The 17,823-nt window shown below is 47.4% G+C and carries 13 protein-coding genes; 5 read left to right on the forward strand and 8 right to left on the reverse strand.

Annotation, left to right across the window (positions count from 1 at the left end; genetic code table 11):
- Positions 1-209: 209 nt before the first annotated feature.
- The 3 genes from Q4Q54_RS03115 to Q4Q54_RS03125 all read left to right on the forward strand — a co-directional run bounded on the left by Q4Q54_RS03115 (position 210) and on the right by Q4Q54_RS03125 (position 5,411).
- Positions 210-1,601: an RsmB/NOP family class I SAM-dependent RNA methyltransferase gene (locus tag Q4Q54_RS03115; RefSeq protein WP_311987678.1), complete on the forward strand. Its 1,392-nt coding sequence runs from the start codon at positions 210-212 to the stop codon at positions 1,599-1,601.
- 288 nt (positions 1,602-1,889) lie between these two features.
- Positions 1,890-2,051 carry a hypothetical protein gene (locus Q4Q54_RS03120; RefSeq protein ID WP_006080915.1) on the forward strand — a complete coding sequence of 54 codons (162 nt, stop codon included), beginning with the start codon at positions 1,890-1,892 and terminating at the stop codon, positions 2,049-2,051.
- Positions 2,052-2,288: 237 nt separating this feature from the next.
- Positions 2,289-5,411 (forward strand): NAD(P)-binding protein, encoded by a 3,123-nt coding sequence (locus Q4Q54_RS03125; RefSeq protein WP_311987679.1) that lies wholly within the window; start codon positions 2,289-2,291, stop codon positions 5,409-5,411.
- Between the two features lie 241 nt (positions 5,412-5,652).
- Here Q4Q54_RS03125 and der read toward each other — a convergent pair whose 3' ends face one another.
- From der to Q4Q54_RS03165, 8 genes are all read right to left on the reverse strand, one after another.
- Positions 5,653-7,119 (reverse strand): ribosome biogenesis GTPase Der, encoded by a 1,467-nt coding sequence (gene der / locus Q4Q54_RS03130; RefSeq protein WP_106649962.1) that lies wholly within the window; start codon positions 7,117-7,119, stop codon positions 5,653-5,655.
- A 79-nt stretch (positions 7,120-7,198) separates the two neighbouring features.
- A complete protein-coding gene (gene bamB / locus Q4Q54_RS03135; protein ID WP_063883273.1) occupies positions 7,199-8,386 on the reverse strand; it encodes an outer membrane protein assembly factor BamB in 1,188 nt (395 codons plus the stop codon).
- An 11-nt stretch (positions 8,387-8,397) separates the two neighbouring features.
- Positions 8,398-9,018 carry a tetratricopeptide repeat protein gene (locus Q4Q54_RS03140; protein ID WP_063883274.1) on the reverse strand — a complete coding sequence of 207 codons (621 nt, stop codon included), beginning with the start codon at positions 9,016-9,018 and terminating at the stop codon, positions 8,398-8,400.
- 24 nt (positions 9,019-9,042) lie between these two features.
- Positions 9,043-10,323: a histidine--tRNA ligase gene (gene hisS / locus Q4Q54_RS03145; protein ID WP_311987680.1), complete on the reverse strand. Its 1,281-nt coding sequence runs from the start codon at positions 10,321-10,323 to the stop codon at positions 9,043-9,045.
- Positions 10,324-10,468: 145 nt separating this feature from the next.
- Positions 10,469-11,584: a flavodoxin-dependent (E)-4-hydroxy-3-methylbut-2-enyl-diphosphate synthase gene (gene ispG / locus Q4Q54_RS03150; RefSeq protein WP_311987681.1), complete on the reverse strand. Its 1,116-nt coding sequence runs from the start codon at positions 11,582-11,584 to the stop codon at positions 10,469-10,471.
- Positions 11,585-11,632: 48 nt separating this feature from the next.
- On the reverse strand, positions 11,633-12,730 hold the full coding sequence (locus Q4Q54_RS03155) for a RodZ domain-containing protein (RefSeq protein WP_311987682.1): 1,098 nt from the start codon (positions 12,728-12,730) through the stop codon (positions 11,633-11,635).
- A complete protein-coding gene (pilW, locus tag Q4Q54_RS03160) occupies positions 12,727-13,515 on the reverse strand; it encodes a type IV pilus biogenesis/stability protein PilW (protein ID WP_106649958.1) in 789 nt (262 codons plus the stop codon). The genes Q4Q54_RS03155 and pilW overlap by 4 nt, the downstream gene beginning before the upstream one ends.
- A gap of 32 nt (positions 13,516-13,547) precedes the next feature.
- Positions 13,548-14,669 (reverse strand): bifunctional tRNA (adenosine(37)-C2)-methyltransferase TrmG/ribosomal RNA large subunit methyltransferase RlmN, encoded by a 1,122-nt coding sequence (locus Q4Q54_RS03165; protein WP_300479900.1) that lies wholly within the window; start codon positions 14,667-14,669, stop codon positions 13,548-13,550.
- Between the two features lie 150 nt (positions 14,670-14,819).
- Between Q4Q54_RS03165 and Q4Q54_RS03170 the strand changes: the two genes are divergently transcribed.
- Both Q4Q54_RS03170 and Q4Q54_RS03175 read left to right on the forward strand, forming a co-directional pair.
- Positions 14,820-15,911 carry a hemolysin family protein gene (locus tag Q4Q54_RS03170; protein ID WP_311987683.1) on the forward strand — a complete coding sequence of 364 codons (1,092 nt, stop codon included), beginning with the start codon at positions 14,820-14,822 and terminating at the stop codon, positions 15,909-15,911.
- A gap of 144 nt (positions 15,912-16,055) precedes the next feature.
- Positions 16,056-17,801: a bifunctional metallophosphatase/5'-nucleotidase gene (locus Q4Q54_RS03175; RefSeq protein ID WP_311987684.1), complete on the forward strand. Its 1,746-nt coding sequence runs from the start codon at positions 16,056-16,058 to the stop codon at positions 17,799-17,801.
- Positions 17,802-17,823: the final 22 nt, after the last annotated feature.

Genomic DNA, 17,823 nt, shown 5'->3' on the forward strand with positions numbered 1-17,823 from the left:
GAATAGCCTGCAAATCGCCGTTAGGTACTGAATGCACCATGAGTCTCAGTGAACCAAAAAAGCCCCGTTAGCAGATACTAATTCGGGGCTTTTTTACTGCCTGTTATCGGGCAAAACTGCTACACTCTGCGCCACTTATTTTTCTCCTCTGTTCAGCTATGCCTCTTACATAAAGGCGCAGTCACAGAAGCATGATCTAGGCTAAATTTATGGGTAATCCAAGCAGCTTCTCTTCCGGTATGGCATCCAACTCAGTCACATCATCGGCGTTAAATGTTCAGGCGAACACCCCAGCGCAAAAACGTGCGCTCAGTTACGCCAGTACAATTAAACAATTATTCGATGAAATTCAAAGCAGTAAAATGCCCGCTGACCGTATTTTGGCAAATTACTTTAGAGAACATAAAAAACACGGCTCGAAGGATCGTAAAGTCATTCGTGAATCCTTATTTAGTCTGTTTCGCTGGTGGGGTTGGTTTCAGCGATTAGGCGCTCAACAAACCTCAGCCGTTTATTTTGCCAGCCTAAGCGCCAGTGCCCTATTGGAAGCTCACGCTTGGCAAGATATTGCCAACGCTTGGCATGAGTTATCACAATCGCCCATCGATTATCAGCAAGCTCAAGCACTTACTGTTGAAAGTCTCGACGACAAACTGGCACTGATACAGTATTTATTCCCTGCGACTGAGTTTAAGGCACAGGATTTATTACCCGACTGGTTCTGGCAAGTGTGCCCTGTTGATGCTGCGCAGCAAACGCAATTAATTGCAGCTATGTCCAGTCGCCCGCCAATTTGGGGACGCGCGCAAGGGATCACGAGTCAAGATGCAGCGACACAACTGCAAGCGCTCGGCATAGAAGCGAGTTATGGTCATTACTTTAGCGATGCCATCAATCTTGGCAGTAAGAGTATGAATCTTAATGAAATAGCCCTGTATAAAGACGGTAACATCGAGATCCAAGATTTGGCTTCACAGGTCATTGGTCAAATTTGTGCGCCTGAACCCGATGCCCATTGGTGGGATGCTTGTAGCGGTGCTGGCGGCAAAACTCTGCAACTGCGCTCTTTGATGCTAGCTAAAGCTGCTGATAACCAAACGTCATCTGCGGGCAGCATCATATCGTCCGACATTCGCTCCAATGCCCTAGAAGAACTCACTAAACGCGCCCAAAGAGCGCACTTTAACGGCATTAGCGTGGCCCGTTGGAAAAGTGATGCCCTCCCCGTGCCTGCGGATCATTTCGACGGTGTATTAGTCGATGCCCCGTGCAGTTGTACTGGCACTTGGCGACGTAATCCTGATATGCGTTGGTTGGATGGTGTTGAAGCCGTGGCCGATAAAGCCGCGTTACAGCTCGATATTTTAAGCCGCAGTAGCCGCGCAGTTAAGGCCGGCGGCATCCTCGTTTACGCCACTTGCTCCTTGTCACCCATCGAGAACCAAGACGTGGTAACGGCGTTTTTACAGCAACATCCAGAGTTCACGCTCACGCCGATACGCCATCCTTTTAGCGGTGAACAAACAGAAATGTTGACCGTGTGGCCCTTTGAGGCCAACAGTGATGGCATGTTCGTCGCACGTATGCTGCGCGGTAAGTAACACTAACTCATTATTTTGTATCAAAACTTGGCGCCCTCCTTTCTAGGCGCCAAGTTCAATCGCATAATCTGATTAATGATTAAAATCAGATTTACTCTTTTATTATCATAAAGATAAACCACATCCTCCCAGTTAAAATCTCAGATACGTCCATTTCAGTGGCAAGATATGACTCTTGGGCAAAACTTTTCACCATCAATGATGAAATATTTCGCTTTAGCTTCATCTCACCTTTGGGTAAAAAGATCGGGTGCTGCGAATGGCACAGGTATTTTTGGAATTTTGACCATGTCACACTCCTATGAATTTGACGACGATGATGCGCCATGGGGCGATAACGTCAAAGGTAAGCAAAAGAATAAACGCGTGAAACAGCGCCGCAGGGATACTAAGCGACGTTACTCGGACGATAATACAGAGGTGGATTTCTACCAAAATAAATCGAAGTAACTGAACCTAAGTCCCCTAGCCCCACGGGTTTGTTTAACGAATTCGTTCTGTGCTAAAACCTGCCAAATCTGAGCAAGTTGGATAACATCCAACTTGCTACTCAATACTGTTACCCCCTCTCAAATTCTTAATAAATCAATTGTAAAATCAATGGGCTTAATAGCTTATTTGCCCTATGCTTTTTGGGTTATAGCTTTCAAATCATTGGACTTACACTGAAATTTAAGGATGAACGCCATGGAAAAACAGCGCCCCGACTTTATTTATCCCCAAGGCAGTATGTTGATGCACTCCCCCTTAGTGTTAAATAAAGCCGATATGTACGGTTTTTTTCTGAAGGGGAAACAGGCAAATCTCCAACGATCTATCGATAATACCTTGAATCAAGTTGCCGGTAGTGCAATGTATTTTAAAGTGTTATCGCCCTACGTACTTACAACCTTCACTCAAATTGAAAAAGCCTACTCCGCGTATCCAGAAGACAGAGCCAAAGGTTGGATCCAAGAAACGGACATCATCACTTGGGTCATGGTCGGGCGCCAAGATAGCAGCGACAGCACACAAATCAGCCAAGTCTATTTTCAGCCGCTACACATTTGGGTGAACGATGCCATGGCCTTAATTAATGGCCGCGAACTCTTTGGTTATCCTAAGTATTTATGTGAATACACTATGCCAGCGGTGGGTGAGCCTCTGACGCGATTATCGCTTGCTGCCAAAAGTTTTTTACATTTTTCGCCAGAAACTGAACTCGCCCTGCATCCATTGATTGAAGTGAATTGCGATGCCAAACCCGAGGCGCAGCTTTCCACCCTTGAAGCGATAACCCAAACCTGGCAACTCTTTAAAGAACAAACCGATTTCATCCCAGAGCTCGACCAGCTCGGCGAAGAGCAGCTATTTCATCTGCTATTTAAACCCGCAATCGATCAAGTATTTCTAAAGCAGTTCCCCGACTCATCTGGGCAAAAAGCCGTTTATCAAGCCATCGTCGCCGCACCTGCCCAAGTGAATAAAGTGCACAGTGTTGCCCTGCTCAAAAATGATTTTGTCGCGACCATTTTTGATAATGCCAGCTTCCCGCTAAAGGAAACCTTAGGCGTCGAGATTGGCGAGCAGCATGTCTTACTGCCTTACCATGTGAACTTTGATTTTGAAGTGCCGCCCGGTGAAGTATTAGTCGATAACTCCGAAATCAAAAAACAGAAAATAGCCATTCTCGGTGGCGGTGTCGCGGCCATGACCGCAGCCTGTTATCTGACCGACAAACCCGGCTGGCAGAATCAATATGAGATTGATGTCTATCAACTCGGCTGGCGTATCGGCGGCAAAGGGGCAAGTGGCCGCAATGCTGCAATGGGACAACGCATTGAAGAACATGGATTACATATTTGGTTTGGTTTCTATCAAAACGCGTTTGCCCTAATGCGTAAAGCGTATGAAGAATTAGATAGGCCAGCAGACGCGCCGCTCGCGACCTTTTTTGATGCCTTTAAACCCCATAACTTCATCGTATTACAGGAAGATATCGATGGCCGATCGGTAAGCTGGCCAATCACTTTCCCGATGCTACCCGGCATCCCTGGTGATGGCACCGAAACCCTCACCTTTTGGAAAGTCGTTAAAGTCGCCTTTGCGTGGATAAAGGAATGGCTCAAGGACATGGATGACTTGCTTGATGCCGATGAAAAAGCCATGGGAACACCTAAAAACTGGCTCGATAGCAGCTGGTTTGAACGCTTAAAAGATAAGTTAGAGGATTCAGTCGAAGATGCCAAAGAATCACTCGACGCGCTCGGCGATAAGCTCGAATGCCATTTCAATCAAATGATTGGCCGCGAGTGCGATGAGCATGTCCACAGTGAAAGTGACGATGGCTTTGTGGAATCGGCCGTTGATGCCCTCCATAAACGACTCGTCAAACGCTTTAGCGGCCATTTAGATAACAATGACGAACTGCGCCACTTGTACATCGCCGCCGATCTGGGACTTACGATACTCAAGGGCATGTTTGCCGATGATGTGTTTGAAAAAGGTTTCGATGCCATCAATGGTTATGATTACCGCGAATGGTTAACCAAACACGGCGCCAGCCTTAATTACACAGTCGACAGCGCCCCCGTGCGTGGTTTTTACGACTTAGTCTTCGCCTATGAAAAAGGCAACTTCGACAAACCCAATGTCGAGGCGGGGACGATTATCCGCTCTATGCTGCGTATCGCCCTGTGCTATCAAGGTGGCGTAATGTGGAAAATGCAGGCCGGCATGGGCGATGTGGTCTTTACGCCTTTCTACGAAGTGCTCAAACGCCGAGGTGTCAACTTCCACTACTTCAATCGCGTCGATAATCTCGAATGCCGCAATCAAAGTATCCAAGCAATTGAAATCACCGAGCAAGTTGCCTTGGCATCGACAGTCACAAACTACGATCCCTTGGTAGATGTTAAAGGTCTCGCCTGCTGGCCGAGCACGCCCAATTATGAGCAGCTTGAGCCAGAACAAGCGGCACTGCTTAAAGCCCATAATATCAATCTGGAACACTTCTGGAGCGATTGGGACAGCGTATATGAAACGCACTTTGGCAAAGCCCTACCGAAAAAGCGCTTAGTCAAAGGTGTGGATTTCGACAAAGTCATCTTCGGTCTTTCCATCGGTTCTGTGCCCCATGTGGCGAGTGAAGTGATGGCACAAAGCCCAGCCCTCAAACTTTGCGTTGATAAGGTGCAAACCGTTGCCACTCAAGCCTATCAACTGTGGATGAACCAAGATCTTAATGGAATAGGCTGGCCAAATTATTCTGAAGATGGCGAGGAGCCAGTATTATCAGGCTTCACCGAACCCTACGATACTTGGGCATCGATGAACCAACTATTAGATAAAGAAGATTGGCGCGGTTTAGAACCTAAAAACGCCAGCTACTTTTGCTCGGCATTACCTGTCGAAGCCTATCCGCCAAGCTCGGATGTGGATTTTCAACAACGGAAAACCTTAGAAGCTAAAGCCGGTGCTATCCACCAGCTCAATACCGAAATCCATAAACTTTGGCAAAATGTCGGTGATAGCTTCCCTTGGGAATGGCTACACGATGAACAAAATCGTCAAGGCGTTGCCCGCTTCGATAGCCAATATTGGCGTGCAAATGTGGACCCATCCGAACGTTATGTGTTGTCGGTTAAGGACAGCTCGCGGTATCGCATCACAACAGATGGCACAGGGATAGATAACTTGTATATGACGGGCGATTGGATAAAGACAGGCCTTAATGTGGGCTGCGTCGAAGCGGCGACGATGGCGGGTATGCACACCTCAAAAGCCATATCGGGTCATCCAGCCTTAATAAAAGGCGAGAAAGACTTCTAAGTTCCTGTTGAGCAGCTAAATGCTAAACAAAAGAGCACGACCGATACAGACAGTTGTCTAAAATATTCGAGATATTAAGTTAGGTATGTTGCTGGTTTAATCTGCTAGCCATATTTAATCTAATTATCGGAATCTACTCTCTAGAGGACATTGATATTGATGTAAACCCTGATTAAACAGTCTTAAAACACAAAAGGAACCCTAAGGTTCCTTTTGTTTCAAATGTGTCTGGTAAAAAACACTATTTGGTTTTTCTGTCTTTGATATGGCTTTGTGCGCGCTTGCGGCGACGCTCTTGGCTCATAGTCAACTTCTCAGTCTTGTTTTCAAATGGGTTATCACCCTCTTGGAAACGCAGCTGGATTGGCGTACCCACCACTTTCAATGAACGACGGAAGTAGTTCATCATGTAGCGCTTATACGAGTCTGGCAGCTTGCTAACTTGGTTACCGTGGATCACCACGATTGGTGGATTGTAACCACCTGCGTGCGCGTATTTAAGCTTCACACGGCGACCATTCACTAATGGCGGCTGGTGATCATCCTGCGACATTTGCATGATACGTGTCAGCATAGAAGTACTGACGCGGCGTGTGGCACTGTCGTAGGCTTCTTCAATCGATTCAAATAAATGGCCAACACCAGTACCGTGCAGCGCCGAAATAAAGTGAATACGAGCAAAGTCGATAAAGCCAAGACGACGGTCAAGCTCACTCTTCACGCGGTCTTTAATCCCTTGGTCGATACCATCCCACTTGTTGACGGCAATCACCAAAGCGCGACCCGCATTGAGCGCGAACCCTAACAGACCTAAATCTTGCTCGGCGATACCTTCACGGGCATCGATGATAAGCAATACCACGTTAGCATCTTCAACCGCTTTCAAGGTTTTGATCACTGAGAATTTCTCAATGACTTGATGTACTTTACTGCGGCGACGAACACCCGCGGTATCGATAATCACGTACTCGCGACCTTCACGTTCCATTGGAATATAAATACTGTCACGGGTTGTGCCGGGCTCATCAAATACCACAACGCGCTCTTCACCAAGAATACGGTTAGTCAGGGTTGACTTACCGACGTTCGGTTTACCGATGATCGCCAACTTGATAGGCAAATCTTGCAGACGCTTTTGTTCAGCTTCGGCTTCTTCTTCGGTATATTCACGCTCTTCGGTCACTTCGCCTTCGTCTTGACGCACTATGCCCATCGCTTCGGCATAAGGAGTCAGCGCGTATTCGATCATGTTGGTCACGCCGCGTCCTTGAGACGCTGCCATTTGGTAAACTTCACCTAGACCTAAAGACCAAAACTCGGCGCAGGCAGAATCGGCATCAATACCGTCCACCTTGTTAGCGACGACGAAGGTGGTTTTTTCACGGCTACGTAAGTGCTGTGCAATCGACAGATCCGCAGAGGTTAAACCTGCGCGCGCATCAGTCATAAATAGAACAACATCGGCTTCTTCAATGGCGGCAAGGGATTGCTCGGCCATTTTCGTCTCGATCCCTTCTTCAGTGCCATCGATACCGCCGGTATCGACCACAATGAACTCATAGCCGGATAAGAATGCTCGACCATATTTACGGTCACGTGTTAGGCCAGGAAAGTCAGCAACCAGCGCATCACGCGTGCGCGTAAGGCGATTAAATAGGGTGGATTTACCGACGTTCGGCCGACCAACAAGGGCCACTACAGGGATCATGATTTTGCCTCTAAAAAACTTTTCAATAAAAAGCCCCCGGAACACACTTCCAGGGGCTCTACAAGGATAACACTTTTAACTATGGAAGTGTTACAACAGCTAACTTTCCACTGCGACCTTGAACATAGATTTTATCGTCAACCACTAATGGCTGGCTGTATAATCCAGAGCTGTCCACTTGGACACGACCGACAATCGTCCCTGTACTGCGATCAATGAAGTGTAAATAACCTTCGAAATCACCCACAACTAAATAGTCTTTATACACAGCTGGTGACGTCAGAGTGCGGTTAGCTAACTCAGAGTTGCTCCACAGCTCTAGACCGTTACGCTTATCAACTGAGTAGATACGGCTGTGGTCGTCAACAAGGAACAAGCTTAAGCCCGCTGATGCTAACTCGTTAAAGCTAGAATACTTACGTGTCCACACAACTCGACCCGTGCGTAATTCCATCGACACTAAGTTACCGTTGTAACTCACCGCATATAAATTGTCGCCAAGGATCAGCGGCGTCATATCCACGTCGGCCATACGGGTAAACTCGTTACCGCCCGTTGGATTGTAAATCGCCTGTTCCCATGCAGCTTGACCATTGTTTTTAATCACAACAGCCACTTTGCCATCGGCAGTACCGATAAAGAAACCGCCCGCTTCATAAGCTGCAGAACCTGTACCGCGCAGGGTCAGATTTGGCAATTGCATTTCGTACACCCACAGCTTAGCGCCAGTATCGACGTTAAAGGCTTCGAGTGAACCTGAGCTGGTGCTGACAACCACAACGTCATCGGCAACCGTTGGCGCAGACAATAACTCACCACCGGCAACCACATGCCATAAAACTTGGCCATCTTCGGCGTTCAGCGCGGCTAATAGCCCGCTTTCTCCCCCTAAAAAGACTTTATTACGCGCAGCAGTTACGCCAGCGGCGATTCGCGCACCTTTGTTTTTTGCTAAGGCGTTATCACGAAATTCTTCGCTGAAATCTTTAGTCCAAACGCGCTCGCCCGTCGCTTCGTCAAACGCGGTGACTTCACCATAACGATCGGCGGCAAATATTTTGCCATAACGAACGGCAGGAGCGAGGCGAGAGTAATAATCACCTACACCATCACCGACAGAGGCGCTCCAACTTACTTCAGGGAACACTGTCGCCTGAATGGCAGTTAACTCACTGACAGGCTCGTCTTCAACATCGCTCGACGAACAGGCGGATAACATGGCCAGACTTAATCCGGCGGCTAGCAGGTTTTTGCACCAAGACTTCATCAAGTGCTCCCTTATGCCTGATTTAGGCTATCAAGTTTGATTTTAAGCGCTGGGCTTGTCACCACACCACCATTGTCCATGGCAGCTTGATAAGCTGTTTTCGCTTTCTCAACTTCACCTTGACGTACTAAGAAATCACCTTTTAGTTCATCGCGCTGGGCGAAGAAGGCTTTATCTGTAACTTGCTCTAAAGTTGCCAGAGCAGCGTCTATTTGACCTTGCTCGGCTTGTACTCGAGCGACACGTAAAGTGGCAATCATATCTAAACCAGCACCTGGTTTAGCCGCAATAACCTTGTTCAAGGCTTCGATTGCTTTAGGGTAATCCTTAGCTTCTACCGCAGTTTTTGCCACGATCAGTTCTAGTAGCGCTTGATAACCTTTTTGATCATGATTTTTAGAAAACTCAGCGACGCCCGCCAGCATAGCGGCTTCGTCGCTTGATTTCGTGGTCAACTCGTGGAAAGCTTTTGAGGCTTCTTCCGCTTGGGCCACTTTAACGTCAGAATAATAATTCCACGCATACAGGCCGCCTAAACCAACGACCGCCCCAATAAAAATCGAGGTTCCATAGTCTTTCCAGAACTGCTTGATAGCATCAACTTGTTGTTCTTCTGTGCTATAAATTTCCACGCGCACGTCCCCTTATATGATCTATTACTTAATGGCCAGTTCAGCCAAAAATGCGCCTAAGGCACTTCGAGCTACCCGTTGTTGTTCGTTATCATTGCGTAAATATTTCACTGTCACCATGCCTTCGGCCAGTTCATCTTCACCAATCAGTAAGGCGACAGCTGCACCGCTTTTATCGGCACGTTTCATTTGTTTCTTCACGTTGCCGCCACCGCAGTGACTCATCACTTTAAGGTTTGGCAGCGCGCTGCGTAATTCCTGCGCAATTTTAATCGCTTCAACTAGACAGCTATCGCCCATTGCAGTGACATACACATCCACTTCTGACGGAATATCTTTATTTAGCTCTAAGGTTTCAAGCAGCAAGACAATGCGCTCTAAGCCCATAGCGAAACCCACCGCGGGGGTATCTTTACCACCTAATTGGGCAACTAAGCCATCGTAGCGACCACCCGCAAGCACTGTACCTTGTGAGCCTAAACTCGATGTAACCCATTCAAATACTGTACGATTGTAATAATCTAAACCACGTACTAGGCGCGGATTAATGGTGTATTTGATACCCACAGCATCAAGTAGTTCACGCAATTGTGAAAAATGTGTCTTCGATTCTTCACCGAGGAAATCCATCAACTCAGGTGCACCAGCCAAAATAGCTTGGACATTTTGATCTTTTGAATCCAATACCCGCAGCGGATTGCTGTACATGCGACGCTTGCTGTCTTCATCGAGCGCATCTTTATGTAGTTCTAAAAACGCAATCAAGGCATCACGGTAAACCGCGCGCTCGGCGGGATCACCTAATGTATTAAGCTCTAACGACACGTGATCGCTAATACCGAGTTTTTCCCACAGGCGGGCTGATAACATCAAGACTTCAGCATCAATATCCGCTGTGCCTATGCCATACACTTCCACGCCAAATTGGTTAAATTGGCGATAGCGACCTTTTTGTGGGCGCTCATGACGGAACATAGGGCCCATATACCAAAGACGTTGTTCTTGGTTATATAGCAGACCGTTTTCGTTACCCGCACGCACTGTCGATGCCGTACCTTCTGGGCGCAGCGTTAAGCTGTCACCGTTATTATCTGCGAAGGTATACATTTCTTTTTCAACAATATCAGTCACTTCACCGATAGAGCGTTTAAAGAGATCGGTATTTTCCACTATTGGAGTGCGGATTTCGCTGTAACCGTAAGCACTAACGCTCGAACGTAGTACCGCTTCCACTTTTTGCCATAGAGGACTTTGAGTTGGCAGAATGTCATTCATTCCGCGAATCGCTTGGATCTGTTTTGCCACTGTATCGACTCGTCCGATTTAGCTAAATTAATAAAAAATGTCACGCATTATAGGCTTTTGAACGTAAAACGTAAAACGACCCCGTCGGTTTCGGGGCCTAGCTCAAAATCATTAGGCGTAATCTATGCCCAAATGCAGATGCATATTACTCAGTTGTGTCTTTTATTTGAATCCGGTTCGCCATTTGACTGGCCTTAGCGCGAATTTTCGCTTCGAGGGAATCGACAATGTTGTCGTTATCAAAACGTTCTTTTTGACGTTCGCCCTCGTCGTAATATCCGCTCTTATTGTGTCCGCCGGTTAAACCGATATGCGACACTAAGGCTTCGCCTGGACCGTTCACTACGCAGCCGATAATAGACACATCCATGGCGGTAGTCACGTCTTCGAGGCGACGTTCTAACTCATTGACTGTGCTTATCACATCAAACTCTTGACGGGAGCAAGATGGGCAGGCGATGAAGTTAATCCCGCGGCTACGGATCCGCAGCGACTTTAAAATATCAAAACCGACTTTGATTTCTTCGACGGGATCGGCCGCAAGGGAAATACGCAGGGTATCACCGATACCTTCGGCCAATAACATGCCTAGACCCACGGCCGATTTAACTGAACCCGCGCGTGCGCCGCCCGCTTCGGTAATGCCTAAATGCAAAGGTTGACGGATTTGTTTTGCCAATAAACGATAGGATTCAACCGCTAAAAACACGTCGGAGGCTTTCACGCTGACCTTGAATTGGTCAAAGTTTAATCGGTCCAGAATATCTACATGGCGCATGGCCGATTCGAGCAAGGCTTGTGGCGTTGGCTCTTTGTACTTGTCCATCAGATCTTTCTCTAATGAACCGCCATTCACACCAATACGGATAGGAATATTGTGGTCACGGGCACATTCCACCACGCTACGAATACGCTCTTCGTTGCCGATATTGCCCGGATTAATACGCAAGCAATCAACACCATACTCGGCAACTTTTAAGGCAATGCGATAATCGAAATGGATGTCGGCCACTAAAGGCACCTTAACCGCTTGCTTAATGAGTTTAAAGGCTTCAGCCGCATCCATAGTTGGTACTGAGACACGAACTATATCGGCACCAACTTTTTCTAAGGCACGAATTTGAGCGATTGTCGCTTCAACATCTGTGGTCTTAGTATTGGTCATTGACTGAACGGCAATCGGCGCCCCATCACCAATCGGTACATTACCCACATAAATGCGGGTGGAAGGACGTCTTTTTATGGGAGTTTCATTATACATGCTTAATACGCTCTATTTCGGTACGTGCTGTAGATCATTAGGTGGTCGTTAAGCCTTAGGTAAGGTTAAGCGCGCGACACGTCCCTTAGGGACATCAGCTAAGCTAACCATTTGACCATCTAAGCTTAATGTCGCCACTTGCGGCGCACCTAGAATAATTTTAAATGGTGGTACACCACTCACTTGCACTGTGGCGCCAGCGCCTTTCACACCATCGACTAACGCTTTACCTTTAGCATCGACAATGTTAATCCAGCAATCACCCGTTAACTGTACCTTGATAATCGATTCACCGGCAGCGGCCACCAGAGTATTGGTCGCTGTGGCTGGCGATGTTGAAACAGGCAAAGGTATTGCAGTTGCAACGGGCTGAGTTGCAGGCTGTTGCACAACCGTCTGTTGAGCTACCGTCTGTTCAGCTACCGAAGAGGCCGTTTGAGACGCTGTGGTTGCAGCATTAGCCGAGCCACCATCTTCATTACTCGTATCAACCGTTTGAGGATAATTATTGTCAGTAGGCCCAGTGCTCACATCAATAGTGCTGGCATCGGTATCTTTAATCGGACCGTCAATTGACATAGAGCCGTTAGCCGCGATGTCGGTCAATTGTTGACTCGCATCGGTTTCGGTCAATAGTACGTCACCAGGTAGCGTTTGGTTCGCGGCGGCGACCTCTTCTGCCGTGGGTTTCGATACATCAATAGTGCTTAACAAAGTCGTTTTTTGCATCCACCAGACGACTAACGAGCCGAGTAACACAATAACGATAAAAATACTCAGCCAAGTTAAACGCGTATCGCGCGCTTGATAAGTCGTTTTACGGGAAAAGCTTTGCATTGCAGGCTCAGTCACCACAGGCACTTGGCGCACTAAACACGCTTCAATCAAAGCCGCATCCGCGCTGACCATACGGGCATAGTTTTTTACATAACCACGAACATAAGTGGATGAGGCAATATTGGTAAAATTGTCGGCTTCAAGATCTTCAACAATACGAGGGCGTAAATGCAATTTAACCGCCGCATCTTGAATACTAAGGCCCATTTTTTCACGGCCAGCTTTTAATAAGGTTCCAAGCGTTACATCTAGCGCGATAGATTGCGGTGCTACCGACTCAACTGGCGCATTGATTTCATGATCTTTCATTGATGCAAATTAACTCTGTATTGCTTGGCCTGAGGTGATGCTGGGAATTTGGCAAGCAATAAAATACCAAATCTCTTCACAGCGGCATCATCATTCACTGCCTGCTCTATTTTGATCCCGAGCGCTAAACTTTCTGGAGTTTGCTCAGCCACTTGGTGATATCGCGCTAATTGGTTTCGCGCCTGAATAAAATCACCTTGGTCGACTTCTAACTCTGCCAACTCCAGCAACGACACCGATCTTCTCGGGTCATACTTTAACGCCATCTGAAAATACTGTCGTGCCTTTTCTGCTTGTCCAGCTTCGCGGCTACAGAGACCTAAGTTCTCGTAGCTTGAGGCCGTTCGCGTATATTTGGGCATTTCGATTGCGGCCAAAAACATTTTTTCAGCTTTGTTGTATTGCTTTTGTTGGCACAAAAACACCCCGAAATTATTCATGGAATCGCCAGAGGCGTCCTTGGTACTAATGGCATTCATGTACGACTCTTCAGTACGTACTAAATCGCCCACGGTTTGATAGTAATAAGCCAAAGCGGTGTGCACATCTTCAAGCTCTGGGGCATATTCTAATGCTTTATCAAGATTGTATTTGGCTTGTTCCGAGTTACCTCGATTTAAATAGGTTAAACCGAGCTGCAAACGCTCGCGCGCGGCGGCGACTTTGTCTAACTTTCGTTCAGAAACCGGGATATCTGTCCCAGTATAAGTACGCTCAGTGACGCACCCTGTCATCAATAATGACAGGGTTAAAATCAACGAAAACCTTGGCAATCCATGCTTCATGGGCAAGCCTATAAATCTGTGCAAACAAAGAGTTAATTCATTGTGACTGAAATCTGGTTTTCTTGCATGCGTTTTTTTGCTAAACGTTTCGTTCTATCGCGAATATCCCCAGCTAACTGACCACAGGCGGCATCAATATCATCACCACGGGTTTTACGCACGATCACAGTAAAACCGTACTCCATTAGCACCTTAGAAAAACGGTCGATACGAGAGTTAGATGAACGGCCGTAAGGCGAGCCTGGATACGGGTTGAATGGGATCAAATTCACCTTACAAGGTGTATCTTTCATCAACTTAGCTAACTCATGGGCTTGATCTGTGCTGTCGTTGATGTGATCTAGCATCACGTATTCAACCGTCACGCGGCCACGGTTTGCATTGGACTTGGCGATATAACGACGAATACCCGCTAAAAACTCATCCAGCGGATATTTTTTATTGATTGGGACCAGAATGTCACGTAGCTCATCATTTGGCGCATGGATACTCACAGCCAGTGCCACATCAAGCGCATCACCCAATTTATCTAACGCAGGTACGACGCCCGATGTTGATAGAGTTACGCGGCGCTTTGATAAGCTAAATCCAAAGTCATCAAGCATGATGTCCATCGCTGGGATCACATTGGCTAGGTTAAGCAATGGCTCGCCCATACCCATCATCACGACGTTAGTGATAGGACGCTCGCCCGTGTCTTTAGCAAAACCTAAAAAGTGCGATACACGCCAGATTTGGCCGACGATTTCAGAAACCGTTAAGTTACGGTTAAACCCTTGCTGCCCCGTCGAGCAGAAAGTACATTCCAGCGCACAACCCACTTGGGATGATACGCACAAGGTCGCGCGGTCATCCTCAGGAATATAAACCGTTTCAACTTCTTGGCCTTGCCCAACATTAATTGCGAATTTAATCGTCCCGTCGGTCGATTTTTGGAAGCTCGAAATTTCCGGCGCAACGATCTCGCAGCGAGCCGCCAATTTTTGACGTAACACTTTGTTGATGTTGGTCATCTCTTCGAAGTCACTGACGCCGAAATGATATAGCCATTTCATGAGCTGATCGGCACGAAAGGGTTTCTCTCCCATGTCCGCAAATAATGCGCGCATCGCCTTACGATCAAGGTCTAATAAATTGATCTTCTTTTCACTCATATAGCTAACCTCAACACCAAAACCGGATCCTGTAACAGGGCGGCGAATTATACAGACGCAAATAAATTTTAGCCAGTAACTCAATTAACCTATGCTAGAATCTCCACGGGCTAATGTTGGCCTAAAATACGGAGTTGTAATTCCACCTATATGTTAACCCTCATCATTATAGTGCTTGTCGCTGTCGGAGTTTCTTTTCTGTGCAGTGTGTTCGAAGCTGTTCTGCTATCGGTTACCCCAAGTTATATCGCATCACTCGAACAAACTGACAGTGCCGCAGCCGCGCGCTTGCGTAAACTGAAAGAAAATGTCGAAGCCCCTTTGGTGTCAATCCTTACGTTAAATACTATCGCTCATACCGTTGGCGCTGCCGTTGCGGGTGCGCAAGCAGCGAAAGTATTTGGTGACGATATGTTGGGTGTTTTCTCGGGCGTATTGACCTTTATTATTCTGTTCTTCTCAGAAATTATTCCTAAATCATTGGGTGCCAACCATTGGCGTCGCCTCGCACCGAGCGTGTCTGTTGCCGTGACGTGGATGAAGCGTGTCACTAAACCGCTGATCTGGATGTCGCAGCAAGTCACTCGCCTGATGGGCAAAGGCGATGAAGGCCAATATATCCGCCAAGAAATGAGCGCGATGGCAAAAATCGGCCATGAATCCGGTGAGCTTGACGAGCAAGAGTCGAAAATTCTGACGCAAATGCTCAAGGTACGTGATATGCCCGTTACAGCAATCATGACACCGCGCACTGTGATGTTCTCGCTGCCAGTGGATCTGACTCAAAATGAGTTTGTACGTCAATATCGCGACAAACCTTTTACCCGTATTCCCGTGTACGATCAGGATCATGACGATATTATCGGTTATATCACCCGTACCGATGTGTTGCTGGCTGAGCGTTACACACCAGATGCACCGATTGGTGAGCTTAAACGGAGTTTATTTGTGGTGCCTGAAACCGCAAAAATTCTGCCACTTTTTGAGCGTATGATTAAACGTAACACCCAAATTGCTATGGTGGTCGACGAGTACGGCAGTAGCCAAGGTATTGTGACTCAAGAAGATATTATCGAATCTATGTTAGGCTTAGAGATTGTCGATTTAAACGATCCCGCGACCGATATGCAGCAATTAGCACGTAAACTTTGGACTAAGCGCATGAAGCAAAAAGGCATTCGCCTATCCGATGACGGTGATTTTGAAGCCGCATCCGATGATGACGAAGCCAAATCCGGCTAAAGGCTAAGCCAGTTTAGTGCTTGTTAATATAAAGGGAGCCTAGCTCCCTTTATTCTTTTAGAATGCGGATAACTCAGAACCCTCTGAGCCTCGCATTTTGAGGTCGCTTGGGTATATACTCACCCGCCGTAATAGAGGTAAGTTATGACACAGAGCTACACACTCTCACTCGCGCACATTAATGACACCCATTCGAATTTTGAGCCCTGCCGCGTCCAATTTAGCCTTAACCTCGGCCAGCATAAGCTTGATGTAACCAGCCATAGCGGTGGTTATGCCCGCATCGGCCATCACATCACTAAGGCACGTCAAGCTGCTGCACAAACCAATACGCCGTTTGTTTTCCTGCACGGTGGTGACAGCTTCCAAGGCACGCTTTATTTCAGCCATTTTAAAGGCAAGGCCAACGCCCACTTACTTAATCTGCTAGCGCCCGATGCTATGGTCATTGGCAACCACGATATCGATGAAGGTAACGCCAGACTTGCCGAGTTTGCTAAGCAGATTGATTTCCCATTGCTTGCGGGCAACATGGATTTAAGCCAAGAAGATCTCAACAAACCCGGTTGTCTGCGCGGTTTGCCTAATATCTTGGATTATGATCATCAGCAAAAACGCGCGAAATACCTGCTTAAGCCTTTCCACGATAAGACGTTAGCCATTGTCGGCATTACCTTAGATCAAATGAAAGAGATCGCTCGCCCCGATCCTGACACTCATTTTGTTGATGCTATCGCGACAACCGCACGCACGGTTGAGCACCTTAAAAATCAAGGTATTAAACATATCATAGTGCTCAGTCACTTAGGCTTAGATCAAGATAAACGCCTCGCGGCCGAAGTGGAGGGTATTAGCCTTATCGTCGGTGGTCACACGCATACGCTACAGGGCGATTTTCGCGCCTTAGGTTTGAGCAACCTGCCCTACGGTGAAGTCATCAACAACACGCCGATAGTGCATGCGGGTAAATATGCCGAAGTCGTCGGCTTAGCCGAGATAACGTTTGATGCTGAAGGGAAAGTGCTGAGTCTAACAGGCGGCAACTATTTCATGCTGGATCAACACTTTATCTTAAGTGCTAACACAGCTGTCGATAATCAAGATTACCAAGCGGTGCGTCAACAGCTCAGTCAGCACCCGAATGTCCTTTGGGATGATGCCGATGCCGATATTGATGGCGTGATCCGAGACATCTACAAACCCGCCATCGCGGATATGGAGAACAAAGTTTTAGCACTGGTGCCAAAAAACTTAGTCCATACGCGCCTGCCCTCTAAGGCCCTGCCCCACGGCAGTGAAATTGCGCCATGGGTGAGTCGCAGCATGTTCCAAGAAGCTAAGCTTGTTGATCCTAGGGTAAACTTTGCCCTGCATAATGCTGGCGGTGTGCGCCAGTCAGTAGCCCAAGGCCAGTTGACGTTGGCGGATGTGGTGGGGCAATTACTGCCCTTCGAATTGCCGCTGGTTAAGTATGAAATTCAAGGTCAATTCCTCTATCAAGCGCTCGAATCGGCGATTAACGCGGCGACCAACAACAGCGTCCGTGGCACAGGTGCGGGCAGTTTCCCTTACACTTACGGCTTACGGTATTACTACGATGGCCGGCGTCCACTGGGCGAACGTTTATTCAGATTAGAGATGATGCAGCCAGACAGTCACTCCCTTTGGTATCCAGTTGAACAAGAGTCACTGTATGTTGGAGTATCGACCTCTTACACTGCTGCGGGTAAGGAAGGCTATCATCCATTGCTGCAAGCTCGCTGGCAGGAGTCGATGGAGTCTCTGACGTTGCCACAGGCCTTTATTCGATTCTTAAATCGCTCACCGAATCTGTCTGATTTACTGTCACAGCATGTGCATTACACCAGCCACAGCCAACGTATGGGTTAAGTGCCAATGCTCCTCATGGCTT

This window comes from Shewanella sp. SP2S2-4, from assembly GCF_031932025.1.
Lineage (GTDB): Bacteria > Pseudomonadota > Gammaproteobacteria > Enterobacterales > Shewanellaceae > Shewanella > Shewanella baltica.